This window comes from Pseudomonas sp. SIMBA_067, from assembly GCF_046534675.1.
Taxonomy (GTDB): domain Bacteria; phylum Pseudomonadota; class Gammaproteobacteria; order Pseudomonadales; family Pseudomonadaceae; genus Aquipseudomonas; species Aquipseudomonas putida.
Genome location: NZ_JAWRYH010000012.1, coordinates 159074 through 180920, shown reverse-complemented (window position 1 = coordinate 180920; position 21847 = coordinate 159074). Strand labels below are relative to the sequence as shown.

Genomic DNA, 21847 nt, shown 5'->3' with positions numbered 1-21847 from the left:
GCAGTGCGTGAATTTAGTCTTGGGGGACCGAGACGGTAATGCGGTAGGGCTCGAAGATCCGTGCCAGTTCACCGCTGTCACGCAGGTCACGCAGCAGGCCGGCAAACGACTGCTCGCCGATAGGGGCACCCGGGCGCAGCAAGGCGTAGTGGTGATAGACCTGGTCGATACGCTGCGAAGGCACCAGCTGCGCCTTGCTGGCCGGGTTGCGCGCCAGGAAATCACTGAGGTAGGAGCGCGTGACCAGGGCGATATCGGCGCGGCCGGCCTGCACCATCAGCAGGTTGCTGTCGTGGGAGTAGGTCAGGGTCGCGTTGTAGGCTTCGCGCAGGTAGTCGGGGTCGGAGTTGAAGCGGGCGAACGCGTAGTGGTAGCCGTTGAACAATGCCAAACGTTTGTCACTCAGGTCGTCGAAGTAATGCGGGTCGCTGCCATTGGCCTGGCGGGCAACGAACACTTCGGCATCCTCCAGGCCCATGTCGACGGTCTGGTGGGCAATCTGCTCCCAGCCCCATTGTGGGTTCTCGAAAATCGCCATGTCGGTGCGGCCTTGCTGGAAGTCACCAAAACGCCGCTGGATGGAAGTGGGCACCAGGACGAAGTGATAACCCTGCTGCAAGCGGTTGAGCGCGTCGACCAGTTGCGGCAACAGGCCGGTGTCGGCCCCCTGTTCAGGGCGGACCGTGTAGGGCGGGAAATGCGCCGCGCCAATCTTCACCTCCACGGCGTCGGCAGCCCATGCCGGCACCGCCAGCCAATACACGGCCAGCAACATCAGGGTGGGCAAGGCCTTGGGGCCGGGTGCAGGAGTCAAGACGGACGCTCATCACGGTTCATGCCTGGGTCCGCTTAAGCTAGGCGTTTTCCGGAAGCGGCACAACTGCCGGTGCGCGCTCTTTGTGACAAAGCAGGCGGCAATATGCCAGGGGGTGCCGTATGCGCGGAGTTTGGCTACGCTCTAGCAGGATCTGCAAGGGAGCCTGGTATGGGCCATTGGTTGGTGATCGACCTGGAAGCCACCACCGACGAGGGTGGGTGGCCGGTAACAGAAATGGAAGTCATTGAAATCGGCGCCAGCCTGGTTACCCGCGAAGGCCGCGAGGTCGACCACTTTCAGTGTTTCGTGCGGCCACGGCGGCGGCCACAGCTGACCCCTTTTTGCCGCGAACTGACGCACATAAGCCAGGCCGATGTGGACAGCGCTGCGCCGTTTCGCGAGGTGTGGGCAAGCTTCGAGCGCTGGCTCGGGCCCCACCGTGAGCAGATTCAGGCCTGGGTCAGCTGGGGCGACTACGACCGCCAGCAACTGCACCAGGAATGGCAGCTTCACGGACTCGACAGCCTGCTACGGACCTTGCCGCACATCAACCTCAAGCAACGCTTCGCCAAGGCCCGCCACCTGCAGCGCCCCACCGGCCTGAACGGTGCCCTGCACCTGGCCGGCATGCACTTTTGCGGGCAGCAGCACCGGGCCCTTGAAGATGCGCGCAACACGGCGCGGCTATTGCCGTTGACCCTGCCCGCCAACAGCCCCTGAAAGCAGATGACGAGGCCTGTGGGCTTGGGCATACTGGCCAGCCCTTTTTCATCCCCCTTTTCAGGAGTCGCCCATGTTCCAGGTCAACGAGTACTTCAACGGCACCGTCAAGTCGATCGCATTCGCGGGCGAAGAAGGCCCGGCCACTGTCGGCGTCATGGCCCCGGGCGAATACGAGTTCGGCACTGCCAAGCGCGAGATCATGCACGTGGTATCGGGCGCGCTGACCGTGAAGCTGCCAGGCAGCGACAACTGGGAAACCTTCAATGCGGGCGACAAGTTCAATGTTGCCGCCAACAGCAAGTTCCAGCTGCAGGTGAAGGTGGATACCGCTTACCTGTGCGAGTACCGCGACTAACTGTTCGCTATTGGCACGCTCGATGTAGGAGCGGCCTTGTGCCGCGAAAGGGCCGCACAGCGGCCTCCGCATTTCACGCTGCGAAGCTGAAAACCTGGGGCCGCTTCGCAGCCCTTTCGCGGCACAAGGCCGCTCCTACACGTCATATGCCTGCCAAGAAACTGGCCACACGCTGCGCCGCCGACTGCATATGCTGCTCATGGCTGAACCCCGAGGCCTTCAACGGCTTCAGGTCATGGTCCCCCGCCACTAGCCAGCTCACTTCGATTGCCGGCGACAACGCATACCCCGCCACCGCCTCGCGGTTACCCAGCGCATCCCGTTCGCCCTGCACGATCAATGTCGGGGTTTTCAGCCCGGCCAGGTGCTCCACACGTGGCTTCTCGGGTTTACCCACCGCATAGAACGGATAGCCCAGGCACACCAGCGCATCCGCGCCCAGTTCGTCGGCCAACAGGCTCGCCATGCGCCCGCCCATGGACTTGCCACCCACGGCCAGCCTGCCCGCGACCAAAGGTCGCACCTGCCGGTACACCTCGCGCCAGCATTCCAGCAGCACCTTCTGCGGGTTCGGCGGCCGTTTGCCGCCGGTAACCCTGCGCTCGGCCATGTACGGGAACTCGAAGCGCACTACCGCCACCCCAAGCGCCGCAAGCCTTTGCGCCATTTCGTCCATGAACCCGCTGTCCATCGGCGCACCTGCGCCGTGGGCCAGGATCAGGCAGCCCTTGTAGCCGTCCTTGCCCTGAGCCTGTGGAGGATCGCAGCGCAAGCCTGGGACATTTCCGACCTTCGCCCATTGATCCCCGTCAATACCGGCACTTTGCCCATTAATCATGCTTGCCTCGCTGTAAAGCCTGCCAAATAACCGTGGATGGGAACCCATACATGAACACAACCAGCAGTACCGCCTATAACTACAAGGTGGTCCGCCAATTCGCCATCATGACGGTGGTGTGGGGAATCGTCGGGATGGGGCTCGGCGTCTTCATCGCCGCCCAGCTCGCCTGGCCTTCCCTCAACTTCGACCTCCCCTGGACCAGCTTCGGCCGCCTGCGCCCCCTGCATACCAATGCGGTGATCTTCGCTTTCGGCGGCTGCGCGCTGTTCGCCACCTCCTATTATTCGGTGCAACGCACCTGCCAGACCACCCTGTTTGCACCGCGCCTGGCCGCGTTCACCTTCTGGGGCTGGCAACTGGTGATCCTGCTGGCGGCCATCAGCCTGCCACTGGGCTACACCAGCTCCAAGGAATACGCCGAACTGGAATGGCCGATCGACATCCTGATCACCATCGTCTGGGTGGGCTACGCCATCGTGTTCTTCGGCACGCTGATGAAGCGCAACACCAAGCACATCTACGTGGGTAACTGGTTCTTCGGTGCCTTCATCCTCACCGTGGCGTTACTGCACATCGTCAACAACCTGGAGCTGCCGGTCAGCCTGACCAAGTCGTACTCGGTGTACGCTGGCGCCACCGATGCCATGGTGCAGTGGTGGTACGGCCACAACGCAGTAGGCTTCTTCCTGACTGCGGGCTTCCTGGGGATGATGTACTACTACGTGCCCAAGCAGGCCGAACGCCCGGTGTATTCCTATCGCCTGTCGATCGTGCACTTCTGGGCGCTGATCACCCTGTACATCTGGGCCGGCCCGCACCACCTGCACTACACCGCACTGCCCGACTGGGCGCAGTCGCTGGGCATGGTGATGTCGCTGATCCTGCTGGCACCGAGCTGGGGCGGCATGATCAACGGCATGATGACCCTGTCGGGCGCCTGGCACAAACTGCGCAGCGACCCGATCCTGCGCTTTTTGGTGGTATCGCTGGCGTTCTACGGCATGTCCACCTTCGAAGGGCCGATGATGGCCATCAAGACGGTCAACGCCTTGTCCCACTACACCGACTGGACCATCGGCCACGTGCATGCCGGCGCCCTCGGCTGGGTGGCAATGATCTCGATCGGTGCGCTGTACCACACCATCCCGAAAGTGTTCGGCAAGGAACGCATGTACAGCCTTGGCCTGATCAACGCGCACTTCTGGCTGGCCACCATCGGCACCGTGCTGTACATCGCCTCGATGTGGGTCAACGGCATCGCCCAGGGCCTGATGTGGCGCGCAGTCAACAGCGACGGCACGCTCACCTATTCGTTCGTGGAAACCCTGGTAGCCAGCCACCCAGGCTTTGTCGTGCGCTTCGTCGGCGGCGCGATCTTCCTCAGCGGCATGTTCCTGATGGCCTGGAACACCTGGCGCACCGTGCGTTCGCCAGCGCTTGACGTCGCCCCTGCGAACGCCCAGTTGGCTTGAGGAGAAACGCCTGATGAAACATGAAGTCATCGAGAAAAACGTCGGCCTGATGGCCCTGCTGATGGTGTTCGCCGTCAGTATCGGCGGCCTGACCCAGATCGTCCCGCTGTTCTTCCAGGACGTCACCAACAAGCCGGTGGAAGGCATGAAACCCTACACCGCACTGCAACTGGAAGGCCGCGATATCTACATCCGCGAAGGCTGCGTGGGCTGCCACTCGCAGATGATCCGCCCGTTCCGCGCCGAAACCGAGCGCTACGGCCACTACTCGGTGGCCGGCGAGAGCGTGTGGGACCACCCGTTCCTGTGGGGCTCCAAGCGCACCGGGCCGGACCTGGCCCGTGTTGGCGGCCGCTACTCGGACGACTGGCACCGCGCGCACCTGTACAACCCGCGCAACGTGGTGCCGGAGTCGAAGATGCCGTCGTACCCGTGGCTGGTCGCCCAGCAGGTCGACAACAGCCACACCGACGTCAAGATGCGCACCTTGCGCACCTTGGGCGTGCCGTATTCCGACGACGACATTGCCGGCGCCCGCGACGCGGTCAAGGGCAAGACCGAGATGGATGCACTGGTCGCCTACCTGCAGGTGCTCGGCACCGCGATCAAGAACAAGAGGTGAGTGCGATGGAAATGGACATCGGCATGATCCGCGGCCTGGGCACCCTGGTGGTGATGATCGCCTTCATCGGCCTCTCCCTGTGGGTATTCAACCGCCGCCGCGACCGTGATTTCGCCGAAGCGCGCCTGCTGCCCTTCGTCGACGACCACCTGCCCACTAGCGGGCAGGAACCTGCTGCCACGACTGCTGCAAGGAGTAACGGGCAATGACCACCTTCTGGAGTACGTACATCAGCGTACTGACCATCGGTAGCCTGATCGGCCTGACCTGGCTGCTGCTCGCCACCCGCAAGGGCGAGAGCAAGAACACCACCGACCAGACCATGGGCCACAGCTTTGACGGCATCGAGGAGTACGACAACCCGCTGCCCAAGTGGTGGTTCTGGCTGTTCGTCGGCACCCTGGTGTTCTCGGTCGGCTATCTCATCCTCTACCCGGGCCTGGGCAACTGGAAAGGCATCCTGCCGGGTTATGAAAATGGCTGGACCGGCGTCAACGAATGGCAAAAGGAAATGGACAAGGCTGACGCCAGGTTCGGCCCGATCTTCGCCAAGTACGCCGCCATGCCCGTGGAAGAAGTGGCCAAGGACCCGCAGGCGCTGAAAATGGGCGGCCGCCTGTTTGCCTCCAACTGCTCGGTGTGCCACGGCTCGGACGCCAAGGGTGCCTTCGGTTTCCCCAACCTCACCGACAAGGATTGGCGCTGGGGCGGCGAAGCAGAAACCATCAAGGCTTCGATCATGAATGGCCGTCATGGCGTGATGCCAGCTTGGGCCGAGGTGATCGGTGATCAGGGCGTGGCCGATGTGGCCGCATTCGTGCTGACCAACCTTGACGGCCGCAGCCTGCCTGAAGGGAGCAAGGCCGACGTGATCAAGGGCAAGGAGATCTTCGCTGCCAACTGCGTGGCCTGCCACGGGCCTGAAGGCAAGGGCACTCCCGCCATGGGCGCACCCGACCTGACCCATCCGCAGGCGTTCATCTATGGCTCGAGCTTTGCCCAGCTGCAGCAGACCATTCGTTATGGTCGCCAGGGGCAGATGCCGGCGCAGGCCGATATCCAGGGCAACGACAAGGTGCACCTGCTGGCGGCTTACGTGTATAGCCTGTCGCAAGATAGCGCTGCTGAAACGGTGACCTCCAAGTAGTACCCCGGGGCCGCTTTGCGGCCCATTCGCAGCACAAGGCTGCTCCTACAGGGATCGCGTAACAACTGTAGGAGCAGCCTTGTGCTGCGAATGGGCTGCAAAGCAGCCCCTCTCCCCGCTCTACCCCCTCCTTGCACCCCCTCCGAACACAACTAAGCTTGTTGCCTCAGTGGGCTTCGCTCCGAAAGGACTGAAGCAGACGCGGCGCATAGCCTGTCGCCGCCCCAAAAAAAGCTTGACCGATCGATCAGAAAAAGGTGAAAAACGGTACACATTACAAATATTTATTTGTGTACAATCGTCCAGACCCGATCACTGCGGGACATCAGTGAACGGGCCCGGACACGGGTCGGCGTACCAAAGTTGCGTTGCAGTAGCCTTGCTGGTTATCAATACTGGCGCCGATTTTTCGACCAACAAGAACATTAAAACCGTGGAACCTTAGAATGAGCACAGCAATCAGTCCGACTGCTTATAACTATAAGGTCGTCCGCCAGTTCGCCATCATGACGGTGGTCTGGGGGATCCTTGGCATGGGCCTCGGCGTCTTCATCGCCTCGCAGCTGGTATGGCCGCAACTGAACCTGGACCTGCCCTGGACCAGCTTCGGCCGCCTGCGCCCGCTGCACACCAACCTGGTGATCTTCGCCTTCGGGGGCTGTGCGCTGTTCGGCACCAGCTACTACGTGGTGCAGCGCACCTGCCAGACCCGGCTGATCTCCGACAGCATGGCCGCCTTCACCTTCTGGGGTTGGCAGGCGGTGATCCTCGGCGCGCTGATCACCCTGCCGATGGGCTACACCACCACCAAGGAATACGCCGAGCTCGAATGGCCGCTGGCGATCCTGCTGGCCATCGTCTGGGTCACCTATGGGCTGGTGTTCTTCGGCACCATCGTCAAGCGCAAGACCAAGCACATTTATGTCGGCAACTGGTTCTACGGCGCCTTCATCGTGGTCACCGCGATGCTGCACATCGTCAACCACATCTCGCTGCCGGTGAGCCTGTTCAAGTCGTACTCGGCCTACGCTGGCGCCACCGACGCGATGATCCAGTGGTGGTATGGCCACAACGCCGTGGGCTTCTTCCTCACCACCGGCTTTCTGGGGATGATGTACTACTTCGTGCCCAAGCAGGCCGAGCGGCCGATCTACTCGTATCGCCTGTCCATCGTGCACTTCTGGGCGCTGATCACCCTGTATATCTGGGCTGGCCCGCACCACCTGCACTACACCGCACTGCCCGACTGGGCGCAGTCGCTGGGCATGGTGATGTCGATCATCCTGCTGGCACCCAGCTGGGGCGGCATGATCAACGGCATGATGACCCTGTCCGGTGCCTGGCACAAACTGCGCACCGACCCGATCCTGCGCTTCTTGGTCGTTTCGCTGGCGTTCTACGGCATGTCCACCTTCGAAGGCCCGATGATGGCCATCAAGACCGTGAACTCCCTGTCGCACTACACCGACTGGACCATCGGCCACGTCCACGCCGGCGCGCTCGGCTGGGTGGCAATGATCTCGATCGGCGCCGTGTACCACATGATCCCGAAACTCTACGGACGCGAGCAGATGCACAGCATCGGCCTGATCAACGCGCACTTCTGGCTGGCCACCATCGGCACCGTGCTGTACATCGCCTCGATGTGGGTCAACGGCATCACCCAAGGCCTGATGTGGCGCGCCATCAACGATGACGGCACCCTCACCTACTCCTTCGTCGAAGCCCTGCAGGCCAGCCACCCTGGCTATATCGTCCGCGCCCTGGGCGGTGCGTTCTTCGCCAGCGGCATGCTGCTGATGGCCTACAACGTGTTCCGTACCGTACGTGCCGCCAACCCGGCACAGGCTGAGGAAGCCGCCAAGATCGTCGTTGTGGGAGCGCACTGATGAAGCATGAAGCCGTCGAGAAGAACATAGGCCTGCTGGCCTTCTTCATGGTCATCGCCGTCAGCGTCGGTGGCCTGACCCAGATCGTCCCGCTGTTTTTCCAGGACGTCACCAACAAGCCGGTCGAAGGCATGAAGCCGCGCACCGCGTTGGAGGTGGAAGGCCGTGATATCTACATCCGCGAGGGCTGCGTAGGCTGCCATTCGCAGATGATCCGCCCGTTCCGCGCCGAAACCGAGCGCTACGGCCACTACTCGGTGGCCGGTGAGAGCGTGTGGGACCACCCGTTCCTGTGGGGCTCCAAGCGTACGGGGCCGGACCTGGCCCGTGTTGGCGGCCGCTACTCGGACGACTGGCACCGCGCGCACCTCTACAACCCGCGCAACGTGGTGCCGGAATCGAAGATGCCGTCCTACCCGTGGCTGGTCGAGAACAAGCTCGATGGCAAGGACACCGCGAAGAAGCTGGAGGTGCTGCGCACACTCGGTACCCCGTACACCGATGCCGACATTGCCGGCGCGAGTGACGCGGTCAAGGGCAAGACCGAAATGGACGCCATCGTCGCGTACCTGCAAGGTCTTGGCACCATCATCAAGAGCAAACGGTGACGCTGATGGATATCGGGATGATTCGCGGCCTGGGCACCGTCGTGGTGATGGTGGCCTTCGTGGGCCTGGCGCTGTGGGTGTTCAACCCACGGCGTAAAAAGGACTTCGACGAAGCGACCCAACTGCCCTTCGCGGATGACCCCGAGGCCACCCGGCACGTCGAGCAAGCAAAAGCTTCTGGGAGCAAAAAACAATGACAACCTTCTGGAGTCTGTACGTTACCGTCCTGACCCTGGGCACCATCTTCTCGTTGACCTGGCTGTTGCTGTCGACCCGCAAGGGCCAGCGCGAAGAGGTCACCGACGAAACCGTCGGGCATGCCTTCGATGGCATCGAGGAATATGACAACCCGCTGCCAAAATGGTGGTTCTGGCTGTTCGTCGGCACCATCATCTTTGCCCTCGGCTACCTGGTGCTGTACCCGGGCCTGGGCAACTGGAAAGGCATCCTGCCGGGCTACTCGTACCTGGATAACGACAAGCAGACCGAGTTTTCCAACGGCCAGCCGGGCTGGACCGGCGTGCACGAGTGGGAAAAGGAAATGGCCAAGGCCGACGCCCGCTTCGGGCCGATCTTCGCCAAGTTCGCCGCCATGCCCATCGAAGAGGTTGCCAAGGACCCGCAGGCACTGAAAATGGGCGCGCGGCTGTTCGCTTCCAACTGCTCGGTATGCCACGGTTCCGACGCCAAGGGCGCCTTCGGCTTCCCCAACCTGACCGACAACGACTGGCGCTGGGGCGGCGAGCCGGAAACCATCAAGACCACCATCATGGGCGGCCGCCACGGCGTGATGCCAGCCTGGGCCGAAGTAATCGGTGATCAGGGCGTGGCCGACGTGGCTGCCTTCGTAGTCAGCAAGCTCGATGGCCGCACCCTGCCTGAGGGCGCGAAGGCCGACGCCGAGAACGGCCAGAAGATCTTCGCCGCCAACTGCGTGGCCTGCCACGGGCCAGAAGGCAAAGGAACCCCAGCCATGGGTGCACCGAACCTGACCCACCCACAGGCGTTCATCTACGGTTCGAGCTTTGCCCAGCTGCAGCAGACCATTCGCTATGGTCGCCAAGGGCAGATGCCGGCGCAAGAACAGCTGCAGGGTAATGACAAAGTGCACTTGCTGGCGGCTTATGTTTACAGCCTGTCGCAACGGGACCAGGCGCAGGCCAAGGCTGAGTAAGCAGGCCTGGCCTCTTCGCGGGCAAGCCCGCTCCCACAGGTACACCACCGAATCCGGAACAATGGGTTACTTGTGGGAGCGGGCTTGCCCCGCGAAAGGGCCGGCAAATGCCACCCAGGATGACCTGGATCAATTGACACCCGCCATAACACGATTCATACCACGAACCCAACGCGACTAAAGGTCGCAGTGCGGCCCCATACCGCCATCAGCGGCGTATCATGGACCGCAGAGCGCTAGCAGATTGCGCGAGACTGCGGCCGGCACGCACTGGCCGCGGCGTTTCTCCACTGCCGTGGGACTTGATGATGAGCAAGCAAATTCCGGTACATGATGTGACCCCGCCTGCCAGCAAAGGGAAGGATTCCGTCGACCTCTACGCCTCCCGGGAAAAAATCTACACCCGCGCCTTCACCGGCCTGTTCCGTCGCCTGCGCATGGTCGGCGGTGCGGTGCTGTTTTTGCTGTACTTCGGCACCGTGTGGCTGAACTGGGGCGGCCACCAGGCCGTATGGTGGAACCTGCCCGAGCGCAAGTTCTACATCTTCGGCGCCACCATCTGGCCGCAGGACTTCATCCTGCTGTCGGGCATCCTGATCGTCGCCGCCTTCGGCCTGTTCTTCGTCACCGTGTACGCAGGCCGCGTATGGTGCGGCTACACCTGCCCGCAAAGCGTGTGGACGTGGATTTTCATGTGGTGCGAAAAGGTCACCGAAGGCGACCGCAACCAGCGCATGAAGCTCGACAAAGCCCCCATGAGCGGCAACAAGTTCCTGCGCAAGTTTGCCAAGCACAGCCTGTGGCTGCTGATCGGTTTTGTCACCGGCATGACCTTTGTCGGCTATTTCTCGCCCATCCGCGAGCTGGTCATCGAATTCTTCACAGGCCAGGCCGATGGCTGGGCCTACTTCTGGGTCGGCTTCTTCACCCTCGCCACCTACGGCAACGCCGGCTGGCTGCGCGAGCAGGTGTGCGTGTACATGTGCCCCTATGCACGCTTCCAGAGCGTGATGTTCGACAAGGACACGCTGATCGTGTCCTACGACCCGCGCCGTGGCGAAACCCGCGGGCCACGTAAAAAAGACACCGACTACAAGGCCCAAGGCCTTGGCGACTGCATCGACTGCACAATGTGCGTTCAAGTCTGCCCCACCGGCATCGACATCCGTGACGGCCTGCAGATCGAGTGCATCGGTTGCGCCGCTTGCATCGATGCCTGCGACAGCATCATGGACAAGATGAACTACCCCAAGGGGCTGATCAGCTACACCACCGAACACAACCTGTCCGGGCAGAAAACCCACATGCTGCGCCCACGCCTGATCGGCTATGCCGCAGTGCTGCTGGTTATGATCATTGGCCTTGCGACTGCCTTCGCCACCCGCTCGCTGGTTGGCTTCGACGTGAGCAAAGACCGCGTGCTGTACCGCGAGAACGCCCAGGGCCGGATCGAAAACGTGTACAGCCTGAAAGTGATGAACAAGGACCAGCGCGACCACGTCTACGTACTGGACGCTGCCGGCCTGCCGGACCTCAAGCTTGAAGGCCAGCGCGAGATCCGCGTGGCTGCCGGTGATATCGTCAGCCTGCCGGTGCAGCTGTCGGTCGCGCCTGAGAAACTGCCATCGACCACCAACGAAATCACCTTCACCCTCAAAAGCGCCGACGACAGCGACGCCCAGGTTGAAGCCAAGAGCCGCTTCATCGGCCCACAGATCCGCTGAGAGAGATAACGCACAATGCCTGCCGCCACCGCTGCCAGCCCTTGGTACAAGCACCTCTGGCCCTGGATCATCATCGGCATCCTCACCACCTCGGTGTGCCTGAGCCTGACAATGGTCAGCATTGCCGTGCGCAACCCGGACAACCTGGTGAACGACAACTACTACGAGGCCGGCAAAGGCATCAACCGCTCGCTGGACCGCGAACTGCTGGCGCAGCAACTGAGCCTGAAGGCCGCCGTGCACCTGGACGAGTTGACCGGCGAAGTGGACCTGCGCCTTACTGGCAGCAGTGGCCCGCAAAACCTGGAGCTGAACCTGATTTCGCCCACCCAGCCGGAGAAGGACCGCAAGGTACTGCTCACCAGGGTCGACGCGGGGCGCTATGTGGGGCAGCTGGAGGACAAGGTCGACGGGCGCCGCTTTGTCGAGCTGCTGGGCAGTGAAGGTGGCCAGGTGTGGCGCTTGTTCGAAGAGGAAAAAGTGGAGCATGGTGTGACCTTGCAGCTGGGTGACGAAGCCCTGCAAGGTGCCGAGCACCAACGGTAGCAACATCGCAAATCCCTGTGGGAGCGGGCATGCCCGCGAATGCGGTAGCTCAGGCAAAGGTGTTTTCAGGCCTGACGCTTTCGCGGGCACGCCCGCTCCCACAGGGTTTCATCTCTGCTTGAGCAGTCGTGCTTACCTTATGACCCAGCCCACCCCCTGCTACCACTGCGCCCTGCCCGTTCCCGCCGGCAGCCGCTTCACCGCCGTGGTCCTCGGCCAGCCGCGGCAGTTCTGCTGCCCCGGCTGCCAGGCGGTGGCAGAGTCGATCGTCGCCGGTGGCCTGGAGCACTACTACCAGCACCGCAGTGACAACAGCGCCAACCCCGAGGCCCTGCCCAGGCAGTTGCAAGACGAACTGGCCCTGTACGACCGCAGCGATGTGCAGCAAACCTTCGTCCGCCACCAGGGCGAGCTGGCCGAAACTACCCTGCTGGTCGAAGGCATCAGCTGCGCCGCCTGCGGCTGGCTGATCGAGAAGCACCTGCGCAACCTGCCCGGCGTCGCCGAGGCGCGCCTTAACCTGTCCAACCACCGCCTGCTGCTGAGCTGGGACGACAAGCAACTGCCGCTGTCACACCTGCTCGCCGAGTTGCGCCAGATCGGTTACGCCGCCCACCCCTACCAGCCCGACAAGGCCGCCGAGCAACTGGCCCAAGAGAACCGTAGCGCTTTGCGCCGCCTCGGCGTGGCCGGGCTGCTGTGGTTCCAGGCAATGATGGCGACCATGGCCACCTGGCCGGAATTCAACATCGACCTGTCACCGGAACTGCACACCATCCTGCGCTGGGTGGCCCTGTTCCTGACCATCCCCATCGTATTCTACAGCTGCGCGCCGTTCTTCAAAGGCGCAGCACGCGACCTGCGCACACGCCACCTGACCATGGACGTTTCGGTGTCACTGGCCATCGCCCTGGCTTTCGGCGCCGGCATCTGGACCGCGATCACCGGCAGCGGTGAGCTGTATTTCGACACCGTGGGCATGTTCGCCCTGTTCCTGCTTACCGGCCGCTACCTGGAGCGCCGTGCCCGCGAACGCACGGCTGCGGCCACCGCGCAGCTGGTCAACCTGCTGCCGGCCTCGTGCCTGCGCCTGGACGCCCTTGGCCGCAGCGAGCGCATTCTGCTCAGCGAGCTGCACTGCGGTGACACGGTGCAGGTGCTGCCCGGCGCGGTTATCCCCGCCGACGGGCGCATCGTCGAAGGCCGCTCCAGCATCGACGAGTCGCTGCTGACCGGCGAATACCTGCCGCAACCGCGCCGCGTGGGCGAGCGGGTCACCGGCGGTACGCTGAATGTCGAAAGCACCCTGAACGTGGAAGTCGAAGCCCTCGGCCACGATTCCAGGCTCTCGGCCATCGTCCGCCTGCTGGAACGCGCCCAGACCGAAAAACCGCGCCTGGCCGAAATCGCCGACCGGGCCTCGCAGTGGTTTCTGCTGTTCTCGCTGGTGGCTGCCATGGCCATCGGCCTGTGGTGGTGGTACCTGGACCCTGCACGGGCGTTCTGGATCGTGCTGGCCATGCTGGTAGCCACCTGCCCCTGCGCGCTGTCCCTGGCCACGCCTACGGCACTGACTGCCGCCACCGGCACCCTGCACAAGCTAGGCCTGCTGATAACCCGCGGCCATGTCCTCGAAGGCCTTAACCAGATCGACACGGTAATCTTCGACAAAACCGGCACACTGACCGAAGGCCGCCTGACTTTGCGCAGCATCCGCCCGCTCGGCAGCGTACCCGCTGACCGCTGCCTGGCCCTGGCCGCCGCCCTGGAAAACCGCTCCGAACACCCCATCGCCCGCGCATTCGGCCGTAACGCGATACCCGCCGACGATGTACAGACCGTGCCAGGCCTGGGCCTGGAAGGACTGGTCGACGGCCAACGCCTGCGTATCGGCCAGGCCACCTTCGTCTGCGCCCTGAGCGGTGCGGAGATCCCCGGCGTGCCGGAGCCCCGCGGCCAGTGGCTGCTACTGGGTGACCGCCAGGGGCCGCTGGCCTGGTTTGGCCTGGACGACCGCCTGCGCGAGGACGCCCCGGCCCTGCTCGCCGCCTGCAAGGCGCGAGGCTGGCGCACGCTGCTGCTGTCGGGCGACAGTTCGCCGATGGTCGCCGAAGTGGCCGCGCAACTGGGCATCGACCAGGCCATTGGTGGCCTGCGCCCGGACGACAAGCTGGACCGGCTGAAGGCGCTACAGGCGGCCGGGCGCAAGGTGCTGATGCTCGGCGACGGGGTCAACGACGTGCCTGTGCTGGCCGCCGCCGACATCAGCATCGCCATGGGCAGCGCCACCGACCTTGCCAAGACCAGCGCCGACGCCGTGCTGCTGTCCAACCGCCTGCCAGCCCTGGTGCAGGCCTTCGACCTGGCCCGCCGCACCCGCCGCAACATCCTCGAGAACCTGCTGTGGGCCACCCTGTATAATGGCCTGATGTTGCCGTTTGCCGCGCTCGGCTGGATCACCCCGGTGTGGGCCGCCATCGGCATGTCGGTCAGCTCGCTGATCGTGGTGCTCAATGCCCTGCGCCTTACCCGCATGCCGATGGCATCGAGCCTGCCGAAAACCGAAGCACCCCTGCCCGGGAGGAAGTCGCCATGCCCGCCCTCTATGTCATGATCCCCGCAGCCCTGCTGCTGGTCGGCGTGGCCGTGTATATCTTCTTCTGGGCGGTGGACAGCGGCCAGTACGACGACCTCGAAGGCCCCGCCCACAGCATTCTGTTCGACGACCAGGACCCGCGCCACCAGGCTGCGGTGAAGCCTGACGACACCCCGGCCGACGCCGACAAGGAACCACCACCCCGTGCCTGATCTGCTTCCCCTGCTTGGCTCGGCACTGGTCCTTGGCCTGCTTGGCGGCGGCCACTGCCTGGGCATGTGCGGCGGCCTGATGGGCGCGCTGACCCTGGCCATCCCGCCAGAGCAGCGTGGCCGGCGCTTGCGCCTGCTGCTGGCGTACAACCTTGGGCGCATTCTCAGTTATGCCAGCGCCGGCCTGTTGCTGGGCCTGGCCGGCTGGGCCGTGGCCAGCAGCCCGGCAGCATTGGCGCTGCGGGTGGTGGCTGCGCTGCTGTTGATCGCCATGGGGCTGTACCTGGCCGGCTGGTGGAGCGGCCTGACCCGTATCGAAGCCTTGGGGCGCGGGCTGTGGCGGCATATCCAGCCGCTGGCGTCGCGCTTGCTGCCGGTGTCCAGCCTGCCCCGGGCATTGCTGCTGGGCGCCCTGTGGGGCTGGCTGCCCTGCGGGTTGGTGTACAGCACCCTGCTGTGGGCAGCCAGCCAAGGCAACGCCGGGTACAGCGCGGCGTTGATGCTGGCGTTCGGGCTTGGAACCTGGCCGGTGCTGCTGGCCACCGGGCTGGCGGCCGAACGGGTAAACGCCCTGTTGCGGCGACGGAGCGTGCGGGTGGCGGGCGGTGTGCTGGTGATGCTATTCGGTATCTGGACCCTGCCGGGCCCACACCAGCACTGGTTGATGGGGCATTGACGGGGGCCTCTCTGCGGCCCCAATGCCCTTGATGCAAATCAACACCCATCCCTACAGACAGCCATAGACTTCGGAACACTGCTGCTCTTTCCGGGGACCGCCCTCATGCTCGACGACCTTCGTTGGGATACCGACCTGATCCGCCGCTACGATCTTGCCGGGCCACGCTACACCTCCTACCCGACCGCCGTGCAACTGCACAGCGAGGTGGGCTCGTTCGACCTGCTCCACGCCCTGCGCGAGAGCCGTCGTGCCGTGCGCCCGCTGTCGTTGTACGTGCACGTGCCGTTTTGCGCCAACATCTGCTACTACTGCGCCTGCAACAAGGTCATCACCAAGGACCGTGCCCGCGCCGCGCCGTACCTGCAGCGCCTGGAGCAGGAAATCCAGCTGATCGCCTGCCACCTGGGCCCCAAGCAACGGGTTGAACAGCTGCATTTCGGCGGCGGCACGCCAACCTTCCTCAGCCATGTGGAACTGCGCCAGCTGATGGCCACCCTGCGCCAGCATTTCCACCTGCTGGACGATGACTCCGGCGACTACGGCATCGAGATCGACCCCCGCGAGGCTGACTGGTCGACCATGGGCCTGCTCCGTGAGCTGGGCTTCAACCGCGTCAGCCTGGGCGTGCAGGACCTCGACCCGGCCGTGCAGCGTGCGGTCAACCGCCTGCAGAGCCTGGAACAGACCCGCACACTGATCGAAGCTGCGCGCACCCTGCAGTTCCGCTCGGTCAACCTGGACCTGATCTACGGCCTGCCCAAGCAAACCCCGGAAGGCTTTGCGCGCACCGTCGAAGAAGTGATCCGCCTGCAGCCCGACCGCCTGTCGGTGTTCAACTACGCCCACCTGCCCGAGCGCTTCATGCCCCAGCGGCGCATCGACAACAACGACCTGCCCAGCCCGGCCGCCAAGCTGGAGATGCTGCACGCTACCATCGACCAGTTGACCGCCGCCGGCTACCGCTACATCGGCATGGACCACTTCGCCCTGCCCGACGACGAACTGGCCGTCGCCCAGGAAGAAGGCACCCTGCAGCGCAACTTCCAGGGCTACACCACGCACGGGCACTGCGACCTGATTGGCCTGGGGGTGTCGGCCATCAGCCAGATCGGTGACCTGTACTGCCAGAACAGCAGCGACCTCAATACCTACCAGGAGAGCCTGTCCAACGCCCAGCTGGCCACCCAGCGCGGCCTGGTGTGCAACCACGACGACCGGATACGCCGCGCGGTGATCCAGCAGCTGATCTGCCACTTCGAGCTGGACTTCGAACCGATCGAGCAGGCCTTCACCATCGATTTTCGCGGTTACTTCAACGACCTCTGGCCAGAGCTGCTGACCTTGCAGCGCGACGGCCTGATCAGCCTGGATGCCAAGGGCATCCGCATCCTGCCGGCCGGCCGCCTGCTGGCGCGCTCGGTATGCATGGTGTTCGACGCCTACCTGGCGATGCACAACCGCCAGCGCTTCTCGCGGGTTATCTGAAAACCGAGTCGTTCAACCGCATGGACAAGCTTCCTTGCCAGGCACAATATGGGCACACAAGGACTCCCGGCAGGACGTCTGCCGGGGTTTCGCCAGGGCGCACCATCAACGCGCATGCTGGCCTACACCCTGTGTCGTGGGTTACCCTTACGACTTATGTGTGCTTTCCCACAAGGATCGATTCAAATGTCCGAGCCAGTCAAACTGCGCCCACACAACCAGGCCCATTGCAAGGATTGCAGCCTGGCCCCCCTGTGCCTGCCTCTTTCGCTGAACCTGGAAGACATGGATGCACTGGATGAAATCGTCAAGCGTGGCCGGCCGCTGAAAAAAGGCGAGTTCCTGTTCCGCCAGGGTGACAATTTCGGCTCGGTCTACGCCGTACGTTCCGGTGCCCTGAAAACTTTCAGCCTCAGCGACAGCGGCGAAGAGCAGATCACCGGCTTCCACCTGCCCAGCGAGCTGGTCGGCCTGTCGGGCATGGACACAGAAGCTTACCCGGTGTCGGCCCAGGCTCAGGAAACCACGTCGGTGTGCGAAATCCCCTTCGAGCGGCTTGACGAGCTGTCGGTACAACTGCCGCAGCTACGTCGCCAGCTGATGCGGGTGATGAGCCGGGAAATCCGCGACGACCAGCAAATGATGCTGCTGCTGTCGAAGAAGACTGCCGACGAGCGCATTGCCACCTTCCTGGTCAACCTGTCGGCGCGCTTCCGCGCCCGCGGCTATTCGGCCAACCAGTTCCGCCTGAGCATGTCGCGCAACGAAATCGGCAACTACCTGGGCCTGGCAGTTGAAACCGTGTCGCGGGTGTTCACCCGCTTCCAGCAGAACGGCCTGCTGCGCGCCGAAGGCAAGGAAGTGCACATCCTTGACCCGATCCAGCTGTGCGCGCTGGCCGGTGGCGCAATCGAGGCCTGAGGCCTGCGTTTAGCGGGTATACTTGGGCATTCGTTTTCCCAGGATACCCGCACCAATGCACAGCGACGCCTTCGACCTCAAAGCCCTGATCCGCCCGGTAGTGGACTTCCCCAAACCGGGCGTGATCTTCCGCGACATCACCCCGCTGTTCCAATCGCCGCGCGGGCTGCGCTATGTGGCCGACCAGTTCATCGAGCGCTATGTCGAGGCTGAGTTCAGCCACATTGGTGCCATGGACGCGCGGGGCTTTTTGATTGGCTCGATCATCGCCCACCAGCTGAACAAGCCGCTGATCCTGTTCCGCAAGCAGGGCAAGCTGCCGGCTGACGTGCTGAGCGAGGGTTACCAGACCGAATACGGCGAAGCCTTCCTGGAAGTGCATGCCGACAGCCTGTGCGAAGGCGATTCGGTGCTGATCTTCGATGACCTGATTGCCACGGGCGGTACGCTGCTGGCGGCGGCCAACCTTGTGCGCCGCACCGGGGCGCAGGTGTTCGAGGCGGCGGCTATCATTGATCTGCCGGAACTGGAGGGGTCGCGCCGGCTTCAGGCCGCGGGTGTGCCAACCTTCTGCCTGACCGAGTTTACCCTCAGCGAATACTGAGTTGGCTTTTGGGGCTGCTTTGCAGCCCCCTCAATACCAAGTCAGAGCGAAATTGGCCGGCGCCCTGCAAAGGCATGGGCCAAGGTCCCGCCATCCACCATCTCCAGCTCGCCGCCCAGCGGCACGCCATGGGCAATCCGCGACGCCATCAACCCCTTCTCGCTCAGCAACTGCGCGATGTAATGCGCCGTCGCCTCCCCTTCCACCGTCGGGTTGGTCGCCAGGATCACCTCGGTGAAGGTGCCCTGCTCCTCGATGCGCGCCATCAGCTGCGGAATGCCAATGGCCTCCGGCCCCAGGCCGTCCAACGGCGACAGGTGCCCCTTGAGCACAAAGTAGCGGCCACGGTAGCCGGTCTGCTCCACCGCATACACATCGGTCGGCCCCTCGACCACGCACAGCTGGGTGTCGTCACGGCGCGTGTCGGCGCATTGCGGGCACAGCTCTTGCTCGGTCAGGGTGCGGCACTGCCGGCAATGGCCCACCCCTTCCATGGCCTGGGTAAGGGCCTGCGCCAGGCGCAGGCCGCCGCTGCGGTCACGCTCGAGCAGTTGCAAGGCCATGCGCTGGGCGGTTTTCTGACCGACACCTGGCAGGATGCGCAGGCCGTCGATCAGTTGGCGGATGAGGGGGCTGAAGCTCATGGGGATGGCCTGACAAATCAATAAGAGGCGGTTTATACCCAGCGTGGGCAGTGGCGTCAAATCACGTCATCCCAAGTCTACGCGGCCTGCAGTTATGTGAGAGCAACTGCCTTGCACAAAACTGGAAAGCTCCCACATTTATCGTGCAAAATTTCAAAGTTTGAGCAAAACCGTTGCTCCCACATGAAAGCAGACCGCGCCAAGGCTGAAATCTGGGCAAAAAAAACCGCCGCTGACATCAGCGGCGGTTTTAGGTATCGCAATGCCCTTAGAACGGCATCTTGAAGCCCGGTGGCAGTTGCATGCCGGCGGTCATGCCGCCCATCTTGTCCTGGCTGCTCTGCTCGATCTTGCGCACGGCATCGTTCAGCGCGGCGGCAATCAGGTCTTCCAGCACTTCCTTGTCGTCCTCGTCAGTCGACATCAGGCTTTGGTCGATGCTGACGCGCTTGACGTCGTGACGACCGGTCATCACCACGCTCACCAGGCCGCCACCAGACTGGCCGGTGACTTCGGCGTTGGCCAGCTCTTCCTGCATTTTCTGCATTTTTTCCTGCATCTGCTGGGCCTGCTTCATCAGGCCGGCCATGCCACCTTTCATCATGGGGTATACCTCGATTGGGTCATGTGATGCGGCCCGGCGCAGGGCCAGCCGCATGGTTATCCGTTACTGGCTCTGTTTGGCCAGGGCCTCTACAGGCTCAATAGTATCCTGCCGCACCTTGGCACCGAACAACTTGATCATCTGCTGGATCAACGGATCCTGCTCGATCGAGGTTACGGCGTCCTGCTGGCGCTCTGCGCGCTTGCGCGACGCCGCCTGGGCCGGGGTTTCCTGCTCGGGCAGGATCAGCTCGATCCGCAGGTTCAGCGTGCGCCCCAGGTGCTGGTTGAGCGCTTCGTTCAGGCGCCGCTGCTGGGTCGTGTTGAACAGCGCGCCCTGGCCAGGGTCCAGGTGCAGCAGCCAATCGTCGCCATCGGCGGCAATCAGCGTACAGTTTGCCGCGATGTTGCCTGTCATCCCGGACACAGGCAACTGTGGGAATAATTCCAGCCATTGCAGGGCCAGCCCGGTGGCCGGCTTGGCCGCCGGCAGCGGTTCGGCCGCAGGCTTGGACACGTCCTCCTGAACATGTTCGGCCAACTCGTCCAGGTAGCTGAAACCGACCGGGTCGCTTTCACCACCGTAATAGTCTTCGTCCAGCGGCGGCTCATCGTCGCGATCCATGCCTACGGCTGCGTAGGCGGAGGGGTCGAAAGGCGGCTCGTCGTGGGTCGGGGTGGCCTGTGGTGCCGGCGCAGGGGCTACAGGCTCGGGCGCTGGTACGGGCACAGGCGCAGGTTCAGCGGCTACCGGTGCGGGTGCAGTTGCCGGCTCTTCCCACGGCAGGTCGACCACCTCCGCAACTGGCTCGGGTACGGAAATGGCCTCGATCTCGGCCTGCAGCTCAACGTCTGGCTCGGCCTCCGGCTCATGGTCAGCTGTCGCAGGTGCAGGCACCTCCAGCAGTGGGGCGGCCGCTACAGGCTCTGCCGGTACGGCCGCGACAGACGATGAGGGCTCGGCCGACGCCGAGGCTGCCACCGGCGCTGCAGGATCAGCTGTGGCCTGGCTGATCCCCACTGGCTTTAGCACCGGTTTCGGCGCATCGTCGGTATCGGCCGGGCGGAACGCCAGCATGCGCAGCAGGACCATCTCGAAGCCACCACGCGGGTCTGGCGCCAACGGCAGGTCTCGGCGACCGATCAGGCCCATCTGGTAATAGAACTGCACGTCTTCGGCCGGCAAGGCCGAAGCCAGCGCCAGCACCCGCTCACGGTCGCCCTGGCCGTTGTCCACCGCTTCAGGCAGCGCCTGGGCAATGGCCACACGGTGCAGCACGTTAAGCATTTCGGCCAGCACCCCAGCCCAGTCCGGGCCCTGTTCGGCCAGGTTGCGCACGGCCTCCAGCAATGCCCGGGCATCGCCTTCGAGCAACGCCTGCAACACACCATAGACCTGGCCATGATCAAGGCTACCAAGCATGGCCCGCACATCCGCGGCCAGCACCTTGCCTTCGCCAAAGGCGATGGCCTGGTCGGTAAGGCTCATGGCGTCACGCATCGAGCCATCGGCCGCACGGCCCAGCAGCCACAGGGCATCCGGCTCGAACGGCACGTTTTCGGCAGCCAGTACGTGGCTGAGGTGTTCAACCACCCGCTCCGGGCTCATGTTCTTCAGCGAGAACTGCAGGCAACGCGACAGGATGGTGGCCGGCAGCTTCTGCGGGTCGGTGGTGGCGAGGATGAACTTGACGTAGGGCGGCGGCTCTTCCAGCGTCTTGAGCAAGGCGTTGAACGAGTGGGTCGAGAGCATGTGCACTTCGTCGATCAGGTAGACCTTGAAGCGCCCACGGCTCGGGGCGTACTGCACGTTGTCCAGCAGTTCGCGGGTGTCCTCGACCTTGGTGCGGCTGGCGGCGTCGATCTCGATCAGGTCAACGAAGCGGCCTTCGTCGATTTCACGGCACACCGAACAGGTGCCACATGGCGTGGAGGTGATGCCGGTCTCACAGTTCAGGCACTTGGCGATAATACGGGCGATGGTGGTCTTGCCCACGCCCCGGGTACCGGTGAACAGGTAGGCATGGTGCAGGCGCTGATTGTCCAAGGCATTGATCAAGGCCTTCAGCACATGGGCCTGGCCGACCATTTCGCGGAACGAGCGCGGACGCCATTTACGTGCAAGAACCTGATAACTCATCGAAAAACCATCGTAGCCTGATAGAGCGGAAGATCGCTAATGCTA

At 63.6% G+C, this 21847-nt stretch carries 23 protein-coding genes; 18 read left to right on the top strand and 5 right to left on the bottom strand.

Going from position 1 to position 21847, the window contains the following annotated elements:
* Window positions 1–13 precede the first annotated feature (13 nt).
* Window positions 14–814: a substrate-binding periplasmic protein gene (locus SB765_RS23490; RefSeq protein ID WP_410932013.1), complete on the bottom strand. Its 801-nt coding sequence runs from the start codon at window positions 812–814 to the stop codon at window positions 14–16.
* Between the two features lie 171 nt (window positions 815–985).
* Here SB765_RS23490 and SB765_RS23485 point away from each other — a divergent pair, with 171 nt between their 5' ends.
* Window positions 986–1537, top strand: a complete 552-nt coding sequence (locus SB765_RS23485) for an exonuclease domain-containing protein (protein WP_341796371.1) — start codon at window positions 986–988, stop codon at window positions 1535–1537.
* 73 nt (window positions 1538–1610) lie between these two features.
* Complete coding sequence (locus SB765_RS23480) at window positions 1611–1895, top strand: pyrimidine/purine nucleoside phosphorylase (RefSeq protein WP_016498651.1); 285 nt, start codon at window positions 1611–1613, stop codon at window positions 1893–1895.
* A 142-nt stretch (window positions 1896–2037) separates the two neighbouring features.
* Here the strand turns inward: SB765_RS23480 and SB765_RS23475 are convergent, their stop codons facing one another.
* A complete protein-coding gene (locus SB765_RS23475) occupies window positions 2038–2733 on the bottom strand; it encodes an alpha/beta family hydrolase (RefSeq protein ID WP_410932012.1) in 696 nt (231 codons plus the stop codon).
* 50 nt (window positions 2734–2783) lie between these two features.
* Between SB765_RS23475 and ccoN (SB765_RS23470) the strand changes: the two genes are divergently transcribed.
* The 16 genes from ccoN (SB765_RS23470) (at window position 2784) to SB765_RS23395 (ending at window position 18415) form a co-directional block, all read left to right on the top strand.
* On the top strand, window positions 2784–4208 hold the full coding sequence (gene ccoN / locus SB765_RS23470; RefSeq protein WP_016498649.1) for a cytochrome-c oxidase, cbb3-type subunit I: 1425 nt from the start codon (window positions 2784–2786) through the stop codon (window positions 4206–4208).
* 13 nt (window positions 4209–4221) lie between these two features.
* Window positions 4222–4830, top strand: a complete 609-nt coding sequence (gene ccoO / locus SB765_RS23465) for a cytochrome-c oxidase, cbb3-type subunit II (RefSeq protein WP_016498648.1) — start codon at window positions 4222–4224, stop codon at window positions 4828–4830.
* 5 nt (window positions 4831–4835) lie between these two features.
* Window positions 4836–5039 carry a cbb3-type cytochrome oxidase subunit 3 gene (locus tag SB765_RS23460; RefSeq protein WP_016498647.1) on the top strand — a complete coding sequence of 68 codons (204 nt, stop codon included), beginning with the start codon at window positions 4836–4838 and terminating at the stop codon, window positions 5037–5039.
* The gene (ccoP, locus tag SB765_RS23455) at window positions 5036–5977 is read left to right on the top strand and encodes a cytochrome-c oxidase, cbb3-type subunit III (RefSeq protein ID WP_410932011.1); all 942 of its coding nucleotides are present in this window, start codon (window positions 5036–5038) and stop codon (window positions 5975–5977) included. The genes SB765_RS23460 and ccoP (SB765_RS23455) overlap by 4 nt, the downstream gene beginning before the upstream one ends.
* Window positions 5978–6423: 446 nt before the next feature.
* Window positions 6424–7866, top strand: coding sequence for a cytochrome-c oxidase, cbb3-type subunit I (gene ccoN / locus SB765_RS23450; protein WP_016498645.1), 1443 nt, complete (start codon window positions 6424–6426; stop codon window positions 7864–7866).
* Complete coding sequence (gene ccoO, locus SB765_RS23445; protein WP_341796374.1) at window positions 7866–8474, top strand: cytochrome-c oxidase, cbb3-type subunit II; 609 nt, start codon at window positions 7866–7868, stop codon at window positions 8472–8474. Before ccoN (SB765_RS23450) ends, ccoO (SB765_RS23445) begins: the two co-directional genes overlap by 1 nt.
* 5 nt (window positions 8475–8479) lie before the next feature.
* Complete coding sequence (locus tag SB765_RS23440; RefSeq protein WP_024718181.1) at window positions 8480–8671, top strand: CcoQ/FixQ family Cbb3-type cytochrome c oxidase assembly chaperone; 192 nt, start codon at window positions 8480–8482, stop codon at window positions 8669–8671.
* Entirely contained in the window at window positions 8668–9648 is a 981-nt protein-coding gene (gene ccoP, locus SB765_RS23435; RefSeq protein ID WP_016498644.1) for a cytochrome-c oxidase, cbb3-type subunit III, read from the top strand. Before SB765_RS23440 ends, ccoP (SB765_RS23435) begins: the two co-directional genes overlap by 4 nt.
* Before the next feature lie 308 nt (window positions 9649–9956).
* A complete protein-coding gene (gene ccoG / locus SB765_RS23430) occupies window positions 9957–11372 on the top strand; it encodes a cytochrome c oxidase accessory protein CcoG (RefSeq protein WP_063423132.1) in 1416 nt (471 codons plus the stop codon).
* 15 nt (window positions 11373–11387) lie between these two features.
* Complete coding sequence (locus SB765_RS23425; protein WP_410932010.1) at window positions 11388–11918, top strand: FixH family protein; 531 nt, start codon at window positions 11388–11390, stop codon at window positions 11916–11918.
* A 139-nt stretch (window positions 11919–12057) separates the two neighbouring features.
* A complete protein-coding gene (locus tag SB765_RS23420) occupies window positions 12058–14532 on the top strand; it encodes a heavy metal translocating P-type ATPase (RefSeq protein WP_341796376.1) in 2475 nt (824 codons plus the stop codon).
* Entirely contained in the window at window positions 14511–14726 is a 216-nt protein-coding gene (gene ccoS / locus SB765_RS23415; protein ID WP_016498640.1) for a cbb3-type cytochrome oxidase assembly protein CcoS, read from the top strand. Before SB765_RS23420 ends, ccoS begins: the two co-directional genes overlap by 22 nt.
* Complete coding sequence (locus SB765_RS23410; RefSeq protein WP_410932009.1) at window positions 14719–15402, top strand: sulfite exporter TauE/SafE family protein; 684 nt, start codon at window positions 14719–14721, stop codon at window positions 15400–15402. The genes ccoS and SB765_RS23410 overlap by 8 nt, the downstream gene beginning before the upstream one ends.
* Before the next feature lie 105 nt (window positions 15403–15507).
* The gene (hemN, locus tag SB765_RS23405; RefSeq protein ID WP_410932008.1) at window positions 15508–16890 is read left to right on the top strand and encodes an oxygen-independent coproporphyrinogen III oxidase; all 1383 of its coding nucleotides are present in this window, start codon (window positions 15508–15510) and stop codon (window positions 16888–16890) included.
* Window positions 16891–17076: 186 nt separating this feature from the next.
* Window positions 17077–17811, top strand: a complete 735-nt coding sequence (gene fnrA / locus SB765_RS23400) for a Crp/Fnr family transcriptional regulator FnrA (protein WP_012273416.1) — start codon at window positions 17077–17079, stop codon at window positions 17809–17811.
* A 55-nt stretch (window positions 17812–17866) separates the two neighbouring features.
* Entirely contained in the window at window positions 17867–18415 is a 549-nt protein-coding gene (locus SB765_RS23395) for an adenine phosphoribosyltransferase (protein ID WP_019473383.1), read from the top strand.
* 41 nt (window positions 18416–18456) lie between these two features.
* Here the strand turns inward: SB765_RS23395 and recR are convergent, their stop codons facing one another.
* The 3 genes from recR to dnaX form a co-directional block, all read right to left on the bottom strand.
* Complete coding sequence (recR, locus tag SB765_RS23390; RefSeq protein WP_016498636.1) at window positions 18457–19059, bottom strand: recombination mediator RecR; 603 nt, start codon at window positions 19057–19059, stop codon at window positions 18457–18459.
* Window positions 19060–19327: 268 nt separating this feature from the next.
* A complete protein-coding gene (locus tag SB765_RS23385) occupies window positions 19328–19663 on the bottom strand; it encodes a YbaB/EbfC family nucleoid-associated protein (RefSeq protein WP_041167979.1) in 336 nt (111 codons plus the stop codon).
* A gap of 63 nt (window positions 19664–19726) precedes the next feature.
* Window positions 19727–21802, bottom strand: a complete 2076-nt coding sequence (gene dnaX, locus SB765_RS23380; RefSeq protein WP_410932007.1) for a DNA polymerase III subunit gamma/tau — start codon at window positions 21800–21802, stop codon at window positions 19727–19729.
* Window positions 21803–21847: the final 45 nt, after the last annotated feature.

Excerpts from the sequence above, each read along its gene's own strand:
- SB765_RS23485 (WP_341796371.1), top strand. The coding sequence starts at position 986 with ATGGGCCATTGGTTGGTGATCGACCTGGAAGCCACCACCGACGAGGGT.
- SB765_RS23395 (WP_019473383.1), top strand. The coding sequence starts at position 17,867 with ATGCACAGCGACGCCTTCGACCTCAAAGCCCTGATCCGCCCGGTAGTG.
- SB765_RS23460 (WP_016498647.1), top strand. The coding sequence starts at position 4,836 with ATGGAAATGGACATCGGCATGATCCGCGGCCTGGGCACCCTGGTGGTG.
- SB765_RS23440 (WP_024718181.1), top strand. The coding sequence starts at position 8,480 with ATGGATATCGGGATGATTCGCGGCCTGGGCACCGTCGTGGTGATGGTG.
- recR (WP_016498636.1), bottom strand. The coding sequence starts at position 19,059 with ATGAGCTTCAGCCCCCTCATCCGCCAACTGATCGACGGCCTGCGCATC.
- ccoO (WP_341796374.1), top strand. The coding sequence starts at position 7,866 with ATGAAGCATGAAGCCGTCGAGAAGAACATAGGCCTGCTGGCCTTCTTC.
- SB765_RS23385 (WP_041167979.1), bottom strand. The coding sequence starts at position 19,663 with ATGATGAAAGGTGGCATGGCCGGCCTGATGAAGCAGGCCCAGCAGATG.
- SB765_RS23475 (WP_410932012.1), bottom strand. The coding sequence starts at position 2,733 with ATGATTAATGGGCAAAGTGCCGGTATTGACGGGGATCAATGGGCGAAG.
- ccoP (WP_016498644.1), top strand. The coding sequence starts at position 8,668 with ATGACAACCTTCTGGAGTCTGTACGTTACCGTCCTGACCCTGGGCACC.
- ccoG (WP_063423132.1), top strand. The coding sequence starts at position 9,957 with ATGAGCAAGCAAATTCCGGTACATGATGTGACCCCGCCTGCCAGCAAA.
- ccoS (WP_016498640.1), top strand. The coding sequence starts at position 14,511 with ATGCCCGCCCTCTATGTCATGATCCCCGCAGCCCTGCTGCTGGTCGGC.
- SB765_RS23420 (WP_341796376.1), top strand. The coding sequence starts at position 12,058 with ATGACCCAGCCCACCCCCTGCTACCACTGCGCCCTGCCCGTTCCCGCC.
- ccoO (WP_016498648.1), top strand. The coding sequence starts at position 4,222 with ATGAAACATGAAGTCATCGAGAAAAACGTCGGCCTGATGGCCCTGCTG.
- hemN (WP_410932008.1), top strand. The coding sequence starts at position 15,508 with ATGCTCGACGACCTTCGTTGGGATACCGACCTGATCCGCCGCTACGAT.
- SB765_RS23425 (WP_410932010.1), top strand. The coding sequence starts at position 11,388 with ATGCCTGCCGCCACCGCTGCCAGCCCTTGGTACAAGCACCTCTGGCCC.
- dnaX (WP_410932007.1), bottom strand. The coding sequence starts at position 21,802 with ATGAGTTATCAGGTTCTTGCACGTAAATGGCGTCCGCGCTCGTTCCGC.
- ccoN (WP_016498649.1), top strand. The coding sequence starts at position 2,784 with ATGAACACAACCAGCAGTACCGCCTATAACTACAAGGTGGTCCGCCAA.
- fnrA (WP_012273416.1), top strand. The coding sequence starts at position 17,077 with ATGTCCGAGCCAGTCAAACTGCGCCCACACAACCAGGCCCATTGCAAG.
- SB765_RS23480 (WP_016498651.1), top strand. The coding sequence starts at position 1,611 with ATGTTCCAGGTCAACGAGTACTTCAACGGCACCGTCAAGTCGATCGCA.
- ccoP (WP_410932011.1), top strand. The coding sequence starts at position 5,036 with ATGACCACCTTCTGGAGTACGTACATCAGCGTACTGACCATCGGTAGC.
- ccoN (WP_016498645.1), top strand. The coding sequence starts at position 6,424 with ATGAGCACAGCAATCAGTCCGACTGCTTATAACTATAAGGTCGTCCGC.